Raw genomic sequence first — 16,517 nt, forward strand, 5'->3', positions numbered from 1 at the left:
CACCTGCTCAACGAACAGGTGAGGAGCTTAAGACGATGAAGAAATCAGCTGCTGTAGGCCTCGATCGGCGGGCAGCTGCACACCAGGTTGCGGTCGCCGTACACCCCGTCGATCCGCCGGACGGCCGGCCACACCTTCGCCCGGCCGCCCGCGGACGGCAGTCCCTGCGGGTAGACGGCGAGTTCCCGCGAGTACGGGTGGTCCCACTCGCCGACGAGCGACTCGGCCGTGTGCGGGGCGCCGCGGAGCGGATTGTCCTCGGCGGGCCACTCCCCTCGTCCGACGAGTTCGATCTCGCCGCGGATGGCGATCATCGCATCGCAGAACGCGTCGATCTCGTCGAGGTTCTCGCTTTCGGTGGGCTCGACCATCAGCGTGCCGGCCACCGGGAAACTCATGGTCGGTGCGTGAAAACCGTAGTCGGCGAGTCGTTTCGCCACGTCGTCGACGGTGACGCCGGTGGCCTTGGTGATGGCCCGGAGGTCGAGGATGCACTCGTGGGCGACGAAGCCGTCCTCGCCGGTGTAGAGCACCGGATAGTGCTCACCGAGCCGCTTGGCGACATAGTTGGCGGCGGTGATCGCCGTGAGCGTCGCCCGCCGGAGACCGTCCGCGCCCATCATCGCGATGTAGGCATAGGTGATCGGCAGGATCGCCGCCGAGCCATACGGGGCCGCAGCGATCGTGGCCGACCCGGGCAGCTCGTCGGCGAGCGGGTGTCCGGGGAGGAACGGGGCCAGATGCTCCCGGACCGCGACGGGTCCGACGCCGGGCCCGCCGCCGCCGTGCGGGATGCAGAACGTCTTGTGCAGGTTGAGATGGCTGACGTCACCGCCGAAATGACCCGGCCGTGCGACACCGACGAGCGCGTTGAGGTTGGCGCCGTCCACGTAGACCTGGCCGCCGGCGTCGTGCACGGCGCCGCAGACGTCGCGGACGTCGTGCTCGAAGACGCCGTGCGTCGACGGGTACGTGATCATGATCGCCGCGACCCGGCCTTCGTTCGCCGCGATCTTGGCGCGCAGATCGTCGAGGTCGACGTCGCCGTTCTCGCGGCACCCGACCACCACGACGCGCATCCCGGCCATGACCGCCGACGCGGCATTGGTGCCGTGGGCGCTCGACGGGATGAGGCAGACATCCCGGTCGACGTCGCAGCGGCTGAGGTGGTAGCCGCGGATCGCGAGCAGTCCCGCGAACTCTCCCTGTGAACCCGCGTTGGGCTGGAGGCTGACGCGGTCGTAACCGGTGACCGCCACGAGCCAGCCCTCGAGCGTGGTGATCAGCTCGCGGATGCCCGCGGTGTCGTCGGCCGGGGCGAAGGGGTGCAGCTGGGCGAAGCCGGGCCACGTGATGGGTTCCATCTCGGTGGTGGCGTTGAGTTTCATCGTGCACGACCCGAGCGGGATCATGCTGCGGTCGAGCGCGATGTCCTTGTCCGACAGGGCCCGCAGGTAACGCAGCATCGCGGTCTCGGTGCGATACCGGTTGAACGCCGGGTGGGTCAGGTACTCGCCGGTGCGATTCTCGATCGGCTGCGCGAGTGCCCGCGGAGTGACGCCGGCGACGTCGAAGGCCCGCAGGACGGCATCGATGTCGGCGTCGGTCGTCGTCTCGTCACAGGCGATGCCGATGGTGTCGGCGTCGACGCGTCGCAGGTTGATCCCGTCGTGGCGGGCGCGGGCGAGGATCGTGTCGGCCTGACCGGGTGCGTGCACCTCGACGGTGTCGAAGAAGTTCGCGTGTGCAACCGAGAACCCGCCCGCGGCGATCGAGTCGGCGATCCGGGCCGCTGCGTCGTGGGTGCGTCGTGCGATGGCACGCAGGCCGTCCGCCCCGTGGTACGAGGCGTACATGGCGGCCATCACCGCCAGCAGCACTTGCGCGGTGCAGATGTTGCTCGTGGCCTTCTCCCGGCGGATGTGCTGTTCGCGGGTCTGCAGCGCGAGTCGGTAGGCCAGGTTGCCGTCGGCATCCTTAGAGATGCCGACGAGCCGCCCGGGAAGCTGTCGGGCGTGCTTCGACCCGACGGCGAGGTAACCCGCGTGCGGTCCGCCGAAGCCCATCGGCACCCCGAAGCGTTGCGTCGTGCCGAAGCAGACGTCGGCTCCCTGCTCGCCGGGCGGCGTGACCAGTGTCATCGCCAGGAGATCGGCACCGGCCGCGACGAGAGCGCCGCGCTCGTGCGCGGCGTCGACGGTCGCGGTGGCGTCGACGATGCGACCCGATGCGCCGGGCACCTGGAGGATCACGCCGAAGAAATCGCCGTCCGGCAGTCCGCATCCGGGTAGATCGGGGTGCAACGAGGCCTCGACGACCTCGATGCCCAGGGGCTCGGCGCGCGTGTCGAGGACGGCACGCGTCTGCGGGAACAGGTCCGCGTCGACGATCACGCGGTTCGACTTCGACTTGCCCGCGCGACGCATCAGCGTCATCGCCTCGGCGGCCGCGGTGGCCTCGTCGAGCATGGAGGCATTGGCCACCTCCATGCCGGTGAGGTCGGCGACCATGGTCTGGAAGTTCAGCAGCGCCTCGAGACGTCCCTGGCTGATCTCGGGCTGATATGGCGTGTACGCGGTGTACCAAGCGGGGTTCTCCAGCACGTTGCGCAGGATGACGCCGGGCGTGTGGGTTCCGTAGTAGCCGAGCCCGATCATCGACCGGGCCACGGTGTTACGGGCTGCGAGGTCACCGAGTTGTGCGAGGACCGCACTCTCGCTCAGCGGTGCGGGCAGCGCCCCCAGGACGTCGGAATCGAGTTCGTCGGCGATGACGGCGGGTATGACACGGTGCGCCAGATCATCGAGGGAAGCCGCGCCGATCGCCTCGAGCATCCGGCGGGTCTCGTCGGCGTCCGGACCGACATGACGGTCGACGAAGGCGGCCGACAGCTGGGGAGCGGCCGGTGTGGGATCCGGGCTGGAACCTTCTGGGCCGGATCCTTCTGGGCTGGATCCTTCTGGGGCGTCGGACGGGGTCGCTTCAGTGGTGGACACGGTGGCGGGCAACCTCTCGCAGGCGCCGGTACACGGACCGGCTGCTGACCCTCCCCCTCTGTCATGTCTTCGGCCACAGCCGATGTGACGCCTGAGAGATTCGGCGCCGCGCAACTCTGCGCGATCGCCTTTCACCGTGGGCGGACGACGGATCGTCACTTTCCAGAGACGTCGTCACCACCGCGGTCCTGGGTGCCTGAGAGTTTGACGGAGAGGTGTTGCTCCTTCGGCGGCCGCCGGCGATGAGTATCCGACGGCGCTCTCCCGCAGCGTAGCGACGCGGGGCCAGTCTACGCGGAGTCTCGACTACCCGGTGCGACGGGCGCGGTTCTTGCGTCGCGCAGCGAGTTCGTCCTCGGGTGCGGTCTCACTGACACCGCCGTCGGCCCGCTCGCCGGGGAAGTCGGCGATGGTGCCGGTGAGTTCGCGCATCGCGCCGCTGACGGCGATGCCGAACACGCCCTGCCCGCCCTGCAGGAGGTCGACGACCTCTTCGGCCGAGGTGCACTCGTACACGGTCGTACCGTCCGAGAACAGGGTGATCTTCGCGAGGTCCTCGACACCGCGCTGACGGAGGTGGTCGACGGCGACGCGGATGTTCTGCAGGGAGATCCCGGTGTCGAGCAGACGCTTGACGATCTTGAGGACGAGGATGTCCTTGAACGAGTACAGGCGCTGGCTTCCGGAACCAGCCGCTCCACGGATCGACGGGACGACCAGCGAGGTGCGGGCCCAGTAGTCGAGCTGGCGGTAGGTGATCCCGGCGATCTGGCAGGCGCTCGGCACGCGGTACCCGACGAGCTCGTCGGGCACCGTGTCGTCCGGGAAGAGGCCCGGGGCGATGTCGCCGAGACTGCCCTGGGTCGGGACGGCGTCGGGACGCTCGCCCACCGGACGATCGGGTGACTGGTCGCTCGACGTCGTTTCGCTGTCGACCGGACGATCGCCCACTTCTGACTCCCTCGCAAAGCTCGGATCGGACGCCGCACCACGGTGCCTGACGTCCACGTCCACAGTACGCGGTCCAGGCTGTTTCCGGTCGGCCGATCATCTTCATCGGCCCGTGTCCGGTGCTCGATGTCGCTGATGACGCTATGCGGCGGAGGACGGTGGATCAACGCGACTCGCCACGACACTCAACCTCAACTTGAGATCAAGACAAATGGTGATCGGGCGGTGTCGATTCCGTGATCTGAGTTTCGGTTCCGGTCGGCGAACACGTTCGTCGACGGATTCCACGAACCGGTCAGGCGCCGCTTGCCTTGAAGTCGTCCGGGGACACGTTGTCGAGGAACTCCTTGAACTTCTCGACCTCGTCCTCTTTGACCTCTTCGGGCTGCACCTCGGCGGACTCGTCGGAATCCTCGTCCGGGATCAGCAACCCCGCCTCGGCGAGAACCTCTTCGTCGGCGATGATCGGCACCTCGGCACGCATCGCGACCGCGATCGAATCCGACGGCCGCGCCGACACCCGCAGATCGCCGGTGAAGATCATCTCGGCGTAGAAGGTGCCCTCCTGCATGTCGACGATCCGGACCTCGACGAGGGTCTGCCCGAACTCCTTGATGAGGTTCACGATCAAATCGTGGGTCAACGGACGAGGAGGCTCGATCCCCTTCTGCCGCAGCGCAATCGACGCAGCTTCACTCTGCCCGATCCAGATCGGCAGGTAGCGTTCGCCCTCGACCTCGCGCAGCAACAACACCGGCTGACTCTGCGGGGGTTCGACCCTGATGCCCACCACACGCATCTCGCTCATCTCGCACCTCCCAGACGCCTTGTACGGCGCTCGATTCAGTGACCTCGACGCTACACCGACTGAGCGGACAGCGGCGGCCGACTCGCGGCACCCCAGCGGATCCCCCCAGCGGGCGCCCTCGGCGGATCGTCGCTGTTCAGTCCGGTGCGGCGGCCGCACGCGCGCACCGCGATCTCAGTCCAGCGCACCCTTGACGGCCGCCTTGACCAATTGCGTGTGCAGCGTCACCGACAGGGCCGCGATCTCGCGCACGAGTTCCTCGGCACGGTCGCGCGCACCGGTGCCCTTGCCCTTGGCGATCGGGTTGGCGATCTGGGCGACGAGGCCCGCCTCGCGATCTGCGGACACCTTGAATGCCCGGAGATGACGCGTCTCCAGGCCGTAACTGGCCAGGGCCGCGGCCGCCTCGACGAGCCGTACGGCGTCCTCGTCGAAGAACCCGGCGGGCCCGGCGGCCAACAGGCCGTTGCGCTGGAGTTCGGTGACGAACGCCGAATCCACCCCGGTGCGTTCGATCAGCGACTCCCGGGAGACGCGTCCGGCGCGCGCACCGAAGTCGGTGGCCGGCGCCACGGTCCCGCGGGCGGCGGACAGCACGCGCGTTCCGCCGGGACCGAAGCCGCCGTTGCCGTTGTCGATCGCGTCGAGCTGTTCCTTGATCACCTTCAGCGGGAGATACCGGTCCCGCTGCGCGGTCAGCACGAACCGCAGCCGTTCGCAGTCGGCCTGACTGAACCGCCGATACCCCGACGGAGCCCGCTCCGGGGTCACCAGACCCTCCGACTCCAAGAATCGGATCTTCGAGATCGTGATGTCCGGGAAGTCATCACGCAATTGGGCGAGAACCGTGCCGATCGACATCGATCCTTCGCCGCGGGGGGCCGTGGACGCCGTCACGGGTGTCAGGCGTCTGCTTCGTCGCGCGGACCGCTGAGGAACACCAGACGGAACTTGCCGATCTGGACCTCGTCGCCATTGCTCAGCGACGCGGTGTCGACCGGCTCGCGGTTGACGTACGTACCGTTGAGGCTGCCCACGTCGACGACCTGAAAGTCGTTGTCGCCGAGACGGAACTCGGCGTGACGACGGCTGACGGTCACGTCGTCGAGGAAGATGTCGCTGTCGGGGTGCCGGCCGGCCGAGGTCGTCGGCTGATCGAGGAGGAACCGCGACCCCGCATTGGGTCCTCGCTTCACGACAAGCAGCGCGGTCCCGGGAGCGAGTCGTTCGACCCCCGTGTCGGCCGGCTCACTCGAGGTGCTGGTCCCGGCATCGAGTTCATTGATGAACTCCTCCCGGAACACCGATGTGGTCTCCACCGGCGCCTCGAAGTCCCTGTCGTTTTCGCTCACCACTTCTCCTTCGTCGTCGTCAGTGCCGACCGCACAGTCGCCAACCTCGTTCTCGGAACCGCCGGCAACGCCTGGGACGGTGCCCGTCGGCTCTCGCCACGATGGCCGGTCGAATCTACATGACTTGTGCGGCCGGGTAGTTCTCGGCGCGAGATCGTGAGCATCGGTGTCACGTCGCGCCTCGTTCCCACTGCCGTAACCGTACCGGTCCTGCCGATCCCACCGGCGCGCGAGTCGACTCCGGCATCGACGATCATATCGTTCCGGAGGCGATCAGCCGGGTCGATCGGGGCTCCGGCCGTTCACGGCCGGGAGAACTCACCCCTCGATGACGGCGCGGTACCCCGCGGCGTCGAGTACCTCACCCAGGTGTTCGTCGAGGGTCGCCTCGTCTGCCGCCTCGATCTCGACCAGCCACCCCTCGCCGTACGGGTCCGAATTGACCAGTTCCGGCGAGGCGTCGAGGGGGTCGTTCACCGCCGACACCGTGCCTGCGAGCGGCCCGAAGATGTCCGAGACACTCTTCGTCGACTCGACCTCGGCGAACGACTCGCCGACGGTCACCTCCGCACCGCTCTCGGGTAGCTGGACGAACACCACGTCGCCGAGGGCGTCCTGGGCGTAGTCGGTGATCCCGACGCGCACCGTCGTCGGCCCGAGTCGCTCGATCCACTCGTGCTCCGCGGTGTAGCGCAAGGTCTCTGGCACTTTGCTGTCGGTCACGCGAACCCCTTTCGTCCTCGTCAGACTCTACTGTCTGCCGAGTCGCCTGCCGGGTGACGCGGCGGCATGAGCCGCATCACCAGGATCGTCTGATACCAGTACAGGACGAAGGACCACAGATACAGTCCGACGCCCCAGACCATGAAAGCCCAGCCGATCGGGTAGGCGATGGTCCCCACGATCGAATCGAGCTGTCCGGCAAGAAGCCACGGGAATGCGCTCATCAACGCGAAGGTCCCCGCCTTGCCGATGTAGAGCACCGGGAGCGCCAGCACGCCCCGCGATCGCAACAGCGGCGCGGACGCGAACAGCAGGACGTCGCGCGCGATGATCACACCGATCAGCCACCACGGCAGGAACTCCCGGATACCGAACGCGATCGGGATGATCACGATGTAGAGCCGGTCGGCGGCCGGGTCGAGCAGCGCGCCGATCTTCGACGACTGGTCGAGGAGCCGCGCGATCTTGCCGTCGGCCCAATCGGAGAAGCCCGAGAACATGAGGACGGCGAAGGCCCAGCCGTCCGCCTCCTCGACGAGGAGCAGCCACACGAACACCGGGATGAGTGCGAGCCGAAGCACGCTCAACGCGTTCGGGACCGTGACGATCCGGTCCGGAGCCGGCGTGGTCGCCGCCTCCGGCTCGGTCACCGGAAGATCCCGATGATGCCCTGCAAGGTTTTCGCTCCGCCCGAGGAGAACAGGTTGTCGTGGACCATGTAGGTCCAGGTGGTCGTCGACCGGTGCAGATCCGCCGACCCGAGGTCGACGCCGTCGGGGGTGATGTCGGCCTCCCGGAACGTCTCGCGCGCCTTCGCGAGGGCCGTGCCGGGCAGATCGGCGAACTCGGCGAGGATCAGCCGGTGGAACTCGTCCAGCGGGCTCTCCTTGCCCAGCGACCGGAGGTGGATGCTGGCGCGGACGTCGGAGACGAACGCGAGATGGTCGGCCCAGGCGCGGTCGAGGTGGTAGAGCACGATCTCGCGCGCGGCCTGTGACAACACCTCGCGAGGCACCGGCGTGACGGCGGGGGTGCCCTCGTGATCGGTCGCGGCCTTCTCGGTGTCGGCCTTGTCGGCGTCGGCCTTGTCGGCGTCGGCCTTGTCGGCGTCAGCCTCGTCGGTGGTGGTCTCCACCGTCGTCGTGCTCCCGGTCAACTGCGCGTAGCGGTCCGGTTCCAGATCCGCCAGCTCTTCGAGCGCGGCGTCGGTGGTCAGGATCTGCATACGACGTTCGACGATGATGTCCCGCTGCTGATTGACCAGCTTGTTGTAACGCCAGGTATTCGCGTGGAGTTCGAGCATCACGCCCTCGGCGATCCGCTGGGCCTGCTCGATGAGGTCGACACCCTTGCTGCCCATCGAACCGTCCTCGTTGGGCGACACGGGATCTCGTTTGAACGCGAGGTTCTTGGTGACGACCGGGTCCTCGAGGCTGGAGAAGAACACCGACGTACCGGGATCGCCCTGACGCCCCGCGCGTCCGCGCAGCTGACTGTCGAGACGTTCGGTGTCGTGGCGGCCCGTTCCGACGACGCACAACCCGCCGAGTTCGATGACGTCGTCGTGGGCGTCCGCGTCGTCCTTCGAACCGCCCAGGCGGATGTCGGTGCCCCGTCCGGCCATCTGGGTGGACACGGTGACGGCGTCCCGGGCGCCGGCCTCGGCGATGATCTTCGCCTCTTCGGCGTCGTTCTTCGCGTTGAGCACGACCGACGACACCCCGGCCTTGTCGAGGAAGTACGCGAGTTCCTCGGACTCGGCCACGTCGTGGGTACCGATGAGGACGGGTTGTCCGGTCTCGTGGATCTCCTTGACGTAGGCGACGATCGCCTCGACCTTGTTGGCCTTGGTGTCGTAGACCCGGTCGGGCAGGTCGGTCCGGACGTTGGGGGTGTTCGGCGGGATCTGCGAGACGCGCAGTTCGTAGAACTGGCGGAACTGCTCGCCGGCGGCGAGCGCGGTGCCGGTCATGCCGCAGACCTTCGGGTAGCGGCCGATCAGGGCCTGCACCGTGATGGTGTCGATGACCTCTCCCGAATCGGTCTGGGTCAGCCCTTCCTTGAGCTCGACCGCGGCCTGGACCCCGTCGGGCCAGCGCTGGAGCTGCGCGACGCGGCCGCGCGAGGCGTTGATGAGGTGCACGCCGCCGTCGCGGACGATGTAGTGGATGTCGCGTTCGAGGAGATAGTGGGCGTGCATGGCGATGCTGACGTGTACGAGCGTCGTGCCGACGTGTTCCTCGCTGTAGAGGTCGATGCCGCAGAGTTCTTCCTCGACGAACACCGCACCCTCGTCGGTCAGGGTGACGTTGCGGCCCTCCGCGTCGACCTCGTAGTGCTTGTTCTTCATCCGCGACACGACGTCGTGGATCGCCGCGTCCGGTACCTCGGTCTCGGTCGAACCGGCGAGCACCAGCGGCACGAGCGCCTCGTCGACGAGCACCGAATCCGCCTCGTCGATGATGGCCACGTCGGGTGTCGGCGAGACGAGGTCCGCTTCGGACAGGGCGAGCTGATCACGCAGGACGTCGAAGCCGATCTCGTTGACCGACCCGTAGGTGACGTCCCCGGTGTAGGCGCGTCGCCGTTCCTCGCGGCTCGAGTTCTCCGAGACCGCGTGGACGGTGATGCCGAAGACGTCGAACAGCGGCTTCATCCACTCCGCGTCGCGGGTCGCCAGGTAGTCGTTGACCGAGATCACGTGGACCTGATGTCCCTGCAGCACATGGCCGATCGCGGCGATGGCGCCGGCGAGCGTCTTGCCCTCACCGGTGGCCATCTCGACGATGTCGCCCTCCAGGAGTCGGAGGGCGCCCTGCAACTGGACGTCGAACGGCCGCAGGTCGATGGTGCGGTCGGCGGCTTCCCGGACCAGGGCGAGGAACTTCGCGCGGTCCGCGGGCTTCTCGGCGATGTCGAGTTTCTCGGCCTCCGCGCCGAACGCGTCGTCGGCGAGTTCGGCGGCCCAGTCGGTGTGGGCTTCGGCGTCCTTGATCACACCCAACGACTTCGACTGGTTGCGAGTCGACTGGGCGCCCAGAAGGCGCCACATGCTGTTGCTCAGCTTTCCCACCGAAACATTTCTCCTGATCGTTCCCGGTTCCGTCGCGACCCACCCCCTCCGGGCGGTCAGGTCAGCAACAACGGTACGCGGCCGCTGGTCGACCGAGGGCGCCGACATTATGATCAGTCCACCCGATTCGGCTCGAGGACTAAGGACGGCCCATGACCAGGACTCGCCGGACCAGGGTTCGACTCCGTCTCCTGCGCGCGACGATCGCCGGGTCGCTCATCGCGGTCGGGGTCGGCCTCGGTGCATTCAACGACTGGTGGGTCGCGCTGTTCTTCGGGATCCCCCTGGTCTTCGCCGGCATCGCGGTCAGTCCCCGCGCTTCCCGGGTGTCGGAACTGCCGGAGTTCCGGCGCGCCACGTCGCCGGACGCCCCGCAGGTGGAGGTCGAGGCGCTCACCCGCAGCAGCCTGACCGCCGACGACTCGCAACCGACCATGGTCACCGCGACGATCAACCCACCGAACGACACCGCGTACCGGGCGCGCTGGATCACCTCGATGACCAAGGGGAATTTCCAGTCGCTGACCGACACCCCGTTCACGACACTGCCGCCGGATGCTCTCCCGCCCCGCGACCAGCCGGAGACCCCCGAATTCGACGACCAGCCCGGCCGCTGGGCGCTCGTCTATCCCGCGGTCACCCTGCTCGTGGCCGGTGCCTTGCTGTTCGGTGTCGCCGGCGGGTGGCACGTCGAGGGGCCGTCGCTCTCCGGGTTCGATTCCGCGATCGATTCCGACGATGGCCCGGACGGCGACGACGACGGTCCGACTCTCGCCGACCGTCATCGCCGGATGATGGACGCGATCGTCGAATACCAGGGTGCGCAGGGCTTGCGGAACATCCTGCGTCTCACCTACAGCCTGGACTCCGATTCCGATCAGGCGATCGTCGTCGACCCCTCGACCGGCCGTTCCACGAGCATCAACGTGAGCGACGACTATTCGAGCGAGTCGACGGTGCCCGATTTCAAGCGCAACCTCGAATTCGATGCCGCGACCATCGACGCGGAGGTGCTGGGCTCGATTGTCGGGCCGATGGAGTCCTCGGTGCGGACGTACGCGCCCGAGGCCGAGGTCGAGACCGTGACGATCGAGCGCCCGGATCCCGGCGAGCCGGTGCTGATCACCGGGAAGATCGATGGCGGCGACGACATCACGCGCGACTTCGAGGTCCAGGCGCGCCCCGACGGCACCGTCGCCGAGTTCTTCGACCCGGCCGATTTCCAGAAGTCCTTCCAGCTGGCGCGCGACCTGCTGATCGCGGCGCGCGTTCCACTGAACGCGCCCGTCATCGAGGAAGTGATCATCCAGGGAATCGCGGACGGGGTTCATCCGATCAGCGCGAGCGAGATCCAGAATTCGGGCGGGGTCCTGGTCAGATACCGCATCGGCGACCGCGGCGGCGAGGTCTCCGTGGCGCCAGGGCATTTTCCCCTCGCGAGCATCTCGTCCGGCCGGTATCGATCCGACGGGTTCCGCTTCGACAGAATCTCCGCCGAGGTGTTCGATCGGGTTCGCACCGACCTGATGGAGCGCACGTCTGTCCCGGAGTACGACCGGCACGCCGTGGCCGCCGAAGTCGAACGCAACTACATCGACGAGGCTCGGCAGTTCGTCATCCGGATGGACATCGCCCACACGGATGACGCCGAGGGTCTGTACACACTGGACGGACGCTTCATCCGACTGGGCGCCTGACGATCGCGGCGCCCAGTCGGTCACACCTTCGGCGTCCCCGCTTCCAGCGCCCTCCGCGTGACGGCCTGCAGTTCGGCCACCGCCGCTTCGGGCGGATGCAGCACCCCGCGATCGGTCATCGTGGTGACGATGTCGCGGACGCGGCCGTAGTACGTCGCCTGCTCGGCCGGCGTGCTGCTGGCGGCGGCGTGGTTGTAGAGCTTGAGCGCGCGATCGAGGTCGTCCTGATCGGTCTGCTCCAGGTAGCTTGCGCCCACCCGCCGGCCGTTCTTCTCGCAGGCGATCCAGGCCCGCCGCAGTCTGGCGACGGACTGCTGGTAGGCGTCGGCGCGCGATCGGTTGTCCGGGTAGTCGTCGGTCCGCAGAGCCATCGCCTCGTCGAGCGCGAGATGGAAGGTCTGCGTCTGTTCGACCGTCACGTCGGTCACGGCCGGATACCTCAGCAGCATGGCGGGATCGAGTTCGTAGGTTCCGTAGGCGCCGAGGACCTCGTCGTGGCGACGCGCCGCTTCCTCCCACAACCGTTGCGCCGCTTCGTCAGAACCCGCGTCGGCGATCCGGGGCCCGCCGGATGCGGGTCGGGTCAGGTCGACCGTTTCGTCCGGCGGGGCGCTCGCCGCTGCCGCCCGCGACCCGGCCGGCGTCGGGGCGCCCTTCTTCTTCGTGGCGATGCGTTCGGGCGCGTGCCGGCGGAGTCGGGCCAGGATCTCCGCGACCGCCGGATCCCCCTCGACGACGGCGACCCGCCAGAACTCCGTCTCGGGCGCGTCCTCGGACCCGTCCGGTGGCGTCCGGTCGGCGGGAACGGGCTCACCGTCCCGGCTCGCGAAGGTGAGTTTCAGGTACTTCTGTCCGACGACAGTCAGGTGACGCGCACGCTCGCCGGCCATCTCCGAAGTCGCGTCCGCCGGCCCGCCCACGGCCACCGTGACGAGCGAGTCGAGCGGGTAGCTGACGAGTGTGCGGTCCTCGTTCCCGAAGTAGACCGTGTCGTCGTCGACGGTCAGTAGGACCGCGCCTCGTTCACCGAGTCGGCCGTAGGCCGCTCCGAGCAGCGATGCCACGATGGCCCCACCGACCACCGCCGACGTGATCAGACCGTCGACCCCGGCGATGTTGAGGGTCACGAGTGCGACCATCCCGGCGACCATGAGGACCCAGGCGGCGGTGGCCGAACGATGGTGGCGGCCGGTCAGGTACTCGGTCCGACACGTCACCGGGACCATGGATCCCCCACATTCGTCATATCCATCCCCTGTCCGGTCGGCTACCGTTGTGCACGTGAGTTCCGGCGAACGCCGTCAACCGGCGCAGCGACGTCAATCCGAGGCGGGACGTCTACCCGCGCGCGACCGATCCCCGGCCCGCGAACACCGCATCAGCTTACGCATGGCCTTACTGCTCAGCGCGGTGATCGCCGCGGTCGGCACGATGCTCGTCGGCCCCGGGTCCGCGGTCGCCGCTCCCCCCGCCCCCGGCTTCGTCGGCAAGACCTACACCTCGACCGCGGTGACCGGTGAACAGATCCCCGGCGGTGGACCGCTGGAGGTCAGTTTCCCGGCCGCCAATCGGATCGCGCTGTCGGCCGGTTGCAACCGGCACATCGGGGATCTCCGCGTCGACGACTCACTGTTGCGTCTCGGCTCCCTCGCCTCGACGATGATGGCCTGCCCCGGTCCGCACGCCGGCGCCGACGCCTGGGTGACCGCGTTCACCAAGGAACCGCTGACCTGGTATTCGGTGGGCCACGCGCTCGTCCTCGTCGGCCCCGCGGCGCAGGTCCTGCTCACCGAGAAGCCCTCGTGAACCGCCGACCGGTCACCGTGACCGTGACCGGCGCGGCCGGCAGTATCGGGTACGCCAGCGTCTTCCGGATCGCCGCCGGGGCGATGCTCGGCAAGGATCAGCCCATCGCCCTGCGCCTTCTCGAGTTGCCGCAGGCGGTCTCCGGCGCAGTGGGCACCGCGATGGAACTCGACGACGGCGCGTTCCCCCTCCTGAAGTCCGTCGACGTCCTCGACGATCCGCGCAAGGCGTTCGACGGAGCGAGCTTCGGCCTGCTCGTCGGGGCGCGACCCCGCACCAAGGGAATGGAGCGCGCCGATCTTCTCGCCGCCAACTCCGACATCTTCGCCGCCCAGGGGTCGGTCATCAACGACGTTGCCGCGGATGACATCCGGGTGATCGTCGTAGGGAATCCCGCCAACACCAATGCGGCGGTCGCCGCCGCGAACGCACCCGAGGTCCCGCCTGAACGGTTCACCGCGCTGACCCGGTTGGACCACAACCGCGCGATTGCCCAGCTCGCTCGCCGGACCGGCGCGAGCGTCGCCGAGATCAGCCGGGTCACGGTGTGGGGCAACCACTCCGCCACGCAGTACCCCGACATCTTCCACGCCCGGGTCGGCAACCGAAGCGGCGCGGACATCGCCGCCGACCGTGACTGGCTCGTCGACGACTTCATCCCGACCGTCGCCCGCCGTGGCACCGCGATCATCGAGGCTCGCGGATCGTCGTCGGCGGCCTCGGCGGCGAACGCCACCATCGACCATGTCCACGACTGGGTGCTCGGGACACCGCCCGACGACTGGACGTCGGTGGCGCTGCCGTCCCCGGGAGCCTATGGAGTCCCCGAGGGACTCGTGTGCTCGTTTCCGGTGCGCTCGATCGACGGCCGGTGGCAGATCGTCGAGGGTCTCGACATCAACGAATTCTCGCGGGCGCGGATCGACGCGTCGGTCGCCGAACTCCAATCCGAGCGCGAGGCCGTGTCCACCCCGTAGTGTTTCTGCTCATGTCGAAGAAGGACAAGGCGAAAAAGGCCAAGATCGGGAACAAGGTCTACGAGGCGGAGTTGTTCCGGTTGCAGACCGAACTCGTGAAGCTCCAGGAATGGGTCCGTGACAGCGGCACCCGCGTCGTGGTCATCTTCGAGGGGCGTGACGCTGCCGGCAAGGGCGGAACGATCAAGCGCATCACCGAGTATCTGAGCCCACGGATCGCACGGGTCGCCGCGCTCCCGGCGCCGACGGATCGTGAACGCGGACAGTGGTATTACCAGCGTTACGTCGCGCATCTGCCCGCGCCCGGCGAGATCGTCTTGTTCGACCGGTCCTGGTACAACCGCGCCGGCGTGGAGAAGGTCATGGGTTTCTGCACCCCCGAGGAGCACTCGCGGTTCCTGCGGCAGACCCCGATCTTCGAGCAGATGCTCATCGACGACGGCATCCTGCTGCGCAAGTACTGGTTCTCGGTGTCCGACGACGAACAGCTCAAGCGGTTCCGGTCACGCATGAACGACCCAGTGCGGCAATGGAAGCTGAGCCCGATGGATCTCGAGTCGGTGTACCGGTGGGAGGACTACTCGCGCGCCAAGGACGAGATGATGGTCCACACCGACACCGCGCTGAGTCCCTGGTACGTCGTCGAATCCGACGTGAAGAAGCATGCTCGCCTGAACATGATCTCGCATCTGCTGTCGACCATCGAGTACGCCGAGGTCCCCCGCCCCCGCGTGTCCCTGCCCAAGCATCCGATCGAGTCGGGCAACTATCACCGCCCGCCGCGCTCGCTGTCCAAGTACGTACCCGACCACGTGGCGACGCTGATCCGCACCGACCACTGATGTGGATCGGGTTCTGCGAGTTCGACTATCTGCTCGGTGACGTGCACTCGCTGAAACAGAAGCGGTCCGTGGTGCGACCGATCGTCGCCGACCTGCGCAAGCGGTACACGGTCTCGGCTGCCGAGGTCGGACACCTCGACGTCCATCGGCGAACCGTCATCGGGGTCAGTGCGGTGGCCGCCGACCGCGGACATGTCGTCGACGTGCTCGACGCCGTCGAACGTTCTGCGGCAGCCCATCCCGAAGTCGAGTTGCTGTCGGTGCGATGCCGGGTCGTCAGCTCGGAGGACTTCTGAGGTCGTCGACGACCCCGGCGGCAACCGCGGCCCGGCGGTAGGCTGCCGCGAGGGAGTCCACCGTCTCGTGCGCGTTCAGTCCGCTCGGGTTGGGGACCACCCAGAGTTCGGCCCCGTCCCACGTCTCGTCCTGCCGCCCCGGCACGGCATCGCGGCGCCCGAACGCGCTGCGATACGCGGTGATCCCGGCGACCGCGACAACCCGTGGGCGGATCTCACGAACCCGTTCGCGCAGGCGGCGTCCCCCCTCGCGGAACTCGTCGACGGTCAGTTCGGCGGCGGTCGCGGTGGCGCGTGGCACGACGTTGGTGATCCCCACGCCGCGGTCGAGCAGCATCGTCCGGTCGGCGTCGGACATGCCCGTCGATGCGTCGATCACGTGGTCGACGATGCCGGCCCGGGCGAGCGCCGGGTAGAACCGATTGCCGGGCCGGGCGAAATGCGCACCGGTGGCCGCGGTCCACAGGCCGGGGTTGATGCCGACGAACAGCAGCTTGCAGCCCTCGCCCACGAGGTCGTCGACGGTGCGGTCTCGGTAGGCGAGCAGGTCGGCCCGGGTGAATCCCATCAGGCACACCGGGTATCCGGCCGGGCGATGCGGGAACGCGTCAGGATGCCGTCTCCGCACCGTGTCGGGCCGACACGCAGAACTGGTTGCCGTCGGGGTCGGCGAGCGTCACCCACACGAAGCCGGGCATCTCACGATCGGCGATCCGGCTCGCGCCCGCCGCCACGAGTCGATCCACCTCCGTCTCGAGATCGTCGGTGGTCAGGTCCAGATGGATGCGGTTCTTGCCGGGCGTGGGGTCCTCGACCTGCTGGAACGCGAACAGCGGCCCGCCCTCCCCGACCGCGACGACGACGAAGTAACCGTCGTTGTCCTCGACGATGCGGCCGCCGAGCTGCTCGGCCCACCACGTCGCCAGGGGCGCGGGCGCGAGTGCGTCGACGGTGATCATGCCCAGTGCGAGACTCATGCCTGCCAAGCTACTCCCG

General features: G+C 68.1%; 16 protein-coding genes and 1 riboswitch. Of the genes, 5 read left to right on the forward strand and 11 right to left on the reverse strand.

Going from position 1 to position 16,517, the window contains the following annotated elements; genetic code table 11:
• Positions 1–44 precede the first annotated feature (44 nt).
• The 8 genes from gcvP to secA2 form a co-directional block, all read right to left on the reverse strand.
• Positions 45–2,891, reverse strand: coding sequence for an aminomethyl-transferring glycine dehydrogenase (gene gcvP, locus FFS52_RS13645; RefSeq protein WP_137810050.1), 2,847 nt, complete (start codon positions 2,889–2,891; stop codon positions 45–47).
• A gap of 278 nt (positions 2,892–3,169) precedes the next feature.
• Positions 3,170–3,273: riboswitch (glycine riboswitch) on the reverse strand.
• 29 nt (positions 3,274–3,302) lie between these two features.
• Positions 3,303–3,947, reverse strand: coding sequence for a MerR family transcriptional regulator (locus FFS52_RS13650; protein WP_065629841.1), 645 nt, complete (start codon positions 3,945–3,947; stop codon positions 3,303–3,305).
• Between the two features lie 295 nt (positions 3,948–4,242).
• Positions 4,243–4,755: a bifunctional nuclease family protein gene (locus FFS52_RS13655; RefSeq protein WP_055475394.1), complete on the reverse strand. Its 513-nt coding sequence runs from the start codon at positions 4,753–4,755 to the stop codon at positions 4,243–4,245.
• 174 nt (positions 4,756–4,929) lie between these two features.
• Positions 4,930–5,616 (reverse strand): MerR family transcriptional regulator, encoded by a 687-nt coding sequence (locus FFS52_RS13660; protein WP_137810012.1) that lies wholly within the window; start codon positions 5,614–5,616, stop codon positions 4,930–4,932.
• Between the two features lie 41 nt (positions 5,617–5,657).
• Positions 5,658–6,110, reverse strand: a complete 453-nt coding sequence (garA, locus tag FFS52_RS13665; RefSeq protein WP_055475393.1) for a glycogen accumulation regulator GarA — start codon at positions 6,108–6,110, stop codon at positions 5,658–5,660.
• A gap of 315 nt (positions 6,111–6,425) precedes the next feature.
• Entirely contained in the window at positions 6,426–6,830 is a 405-nt protein-coding gene (gcvH, locus tag FFS52_RS13670; RefSeq protein ID WP_137810013.1) for a glycine cleavage system protein GcvH, read from the reverse strand.
• 20 nt (positions 6,831–6,850) lie between these two features.
• Entirely contained in the window at positions 6,851–7,480 is a 630-nt protein-coding gene (locus FFS52_RS13675; protein WP_137810014.1) for a CDP-alcohol phosphatidyltransferase family protein, read from the reverse strand.
• Positions 7,477–9,903 carry an accessory Sec system translocase SecA2 gene (gene secA2 / locus FFS52_RS13680; protein WP_137810015.1) on the reverse strand — a complete coding sequence of 809 codons (2,427 nt, stop codon included), beginning with the start codon at positions 9,901–9,903 and terminating at the stop codon, positions 7,477–7,479. Before secA2 ends, FFS52_RS13675 begins: the two co-directional genes overlap by 4 nt.
• A gap of 152 nt (positions 9,904–10,055) precedes the next feature.
• On the opposite strand from secA2, the gene FFS52_RS13685 reads away from it, so the two are divergent.
• Positions 10,056–11,600: a hypothetical protein gene (locus FFS52_RS13685; protein ID WP_137810016.1), complete on the forward strand. Its 1,545-nt coding sequence runs from the start codon at positions 10,056–10,058 to the stop codon at positions 11,598–11,600.
• A gap of 20 nt (positions 11,601–11,620) precedes the next feature.
• Here the strand turns inward: FFS52_RS13685 and FFS52_RS13690 are convergent, their stop codons facing one another.
• Positions 11,621–12,826: a hypothetical protein gene (locus FFS52_RS13690; RefSeq protein WP_068972444.1), complete on the reverse strand. Its 1,206-nt coding sequence runs from the start codon at positions 12,824–12,826 to the stop codon at positions 11,621–11,623.
• Between the two features lie 163 nt (positions 12,827–12,989).
• Between FFS52_RS13690 and FFS52_RS13695 the strand changes: the two genes are divergently transcribed.
• From FFS52_RS13695 to FFS52_RS13710, 4 genes are read left to right on the forward strand one after another with little or no spacing between them, the layout of a single operon-like run.
• Entirely contained in the window at positions 12,990–13,406 is a 417-nt protein-coding gene (locus tag FFS52_RS13695; protein ID WP_137810051.1) for an META domain-containing protein, read from the forward strand.
• Positions 13,403–14,383 carry a malate dehydrogenase gene (locus FFS52_RS13700; RefSeq protein ID WP_058253181.1) on the forward strand — a complete coding sequence of 327 codons (981 nt, stop codon included), beginning with the start codon at positions 13,403–13,405 and terminating at the stop codon, positions 14,381–14,383. The genes FFS52_RS13695 and FFS52_RS13700 overlap by 4 nt, the downstream gene beginning before the upstream one ends.
• Positions 14,384–14,394: 11 nt before the next feature.
• On the forward strand, positions 14,395–15,225 hold the full coding sequence (ppk2, locus tag FFS52_RS13705; protein ID WP_058253227.1) for a polyphosphate kinase 2: 831 nt from the start codon (positions 14,395–14,397) through the stop codon (positions 15,223–15,225).
• Positions 15,225–15,521, forward strand: coding sequence for a DUF503 domain-containing protein (locus tag FFS52_RS13710; protein ID WP_068972445.1), 297 nt, complete (start codon positions 15,225–15,227; stop codon positions 15,519–15,521). The genes ppk2 and FFS52_RS13710 overlap by 1 nt, the downstream gene beginning before the upstream one ends.
• Here the strand turns inward: FFS52_RS13710 and FFS52_RS13715 are convergent.
• Both FFS52_RS13715 and FFS52_RS13720 read right to left on the reverse strand, forming a co-directional pair.
• The gene (locus FFS52_RS13715; RefSeq protein ID WP_068972446.1) at positions 15,502–16,089 is read right to left on the reverse strand and encodes a mismatch-specific DNA-glycosylase; all 588 of its coding nucleotides are present in this window, start codon (positions 16,087–16,089) and stop codon (positions 15,502–15,504) included. The genes FFS52_RS13710 and FFS52_RS13715 overlap by 20 nt on opposite strands.
• A 40-nt stretch (positions 16,090–16,129) precedes the next feature.
• Entirely contained in the window at positions 16,130–16,498 is a 369-nt protein-coding gene (locus tag FFS52_RS13720; protein WP_068972447.1) for a VOC family protein, read from the reverse strand.
• Positions 16,499–16,517 lie beyond the last annotated feature (19 nt).

The organism is Gordonia sp. ALPHA1B1, from assembly GCF_005502615.1.
In the GTDB taxonomy this organism is placed as follows: Bacteria; Actinomycetota; Actinomycetes; order Mycobacteriales; family Mycobacteriaceae; genus Gordonia; species Gordonia hongkongensis.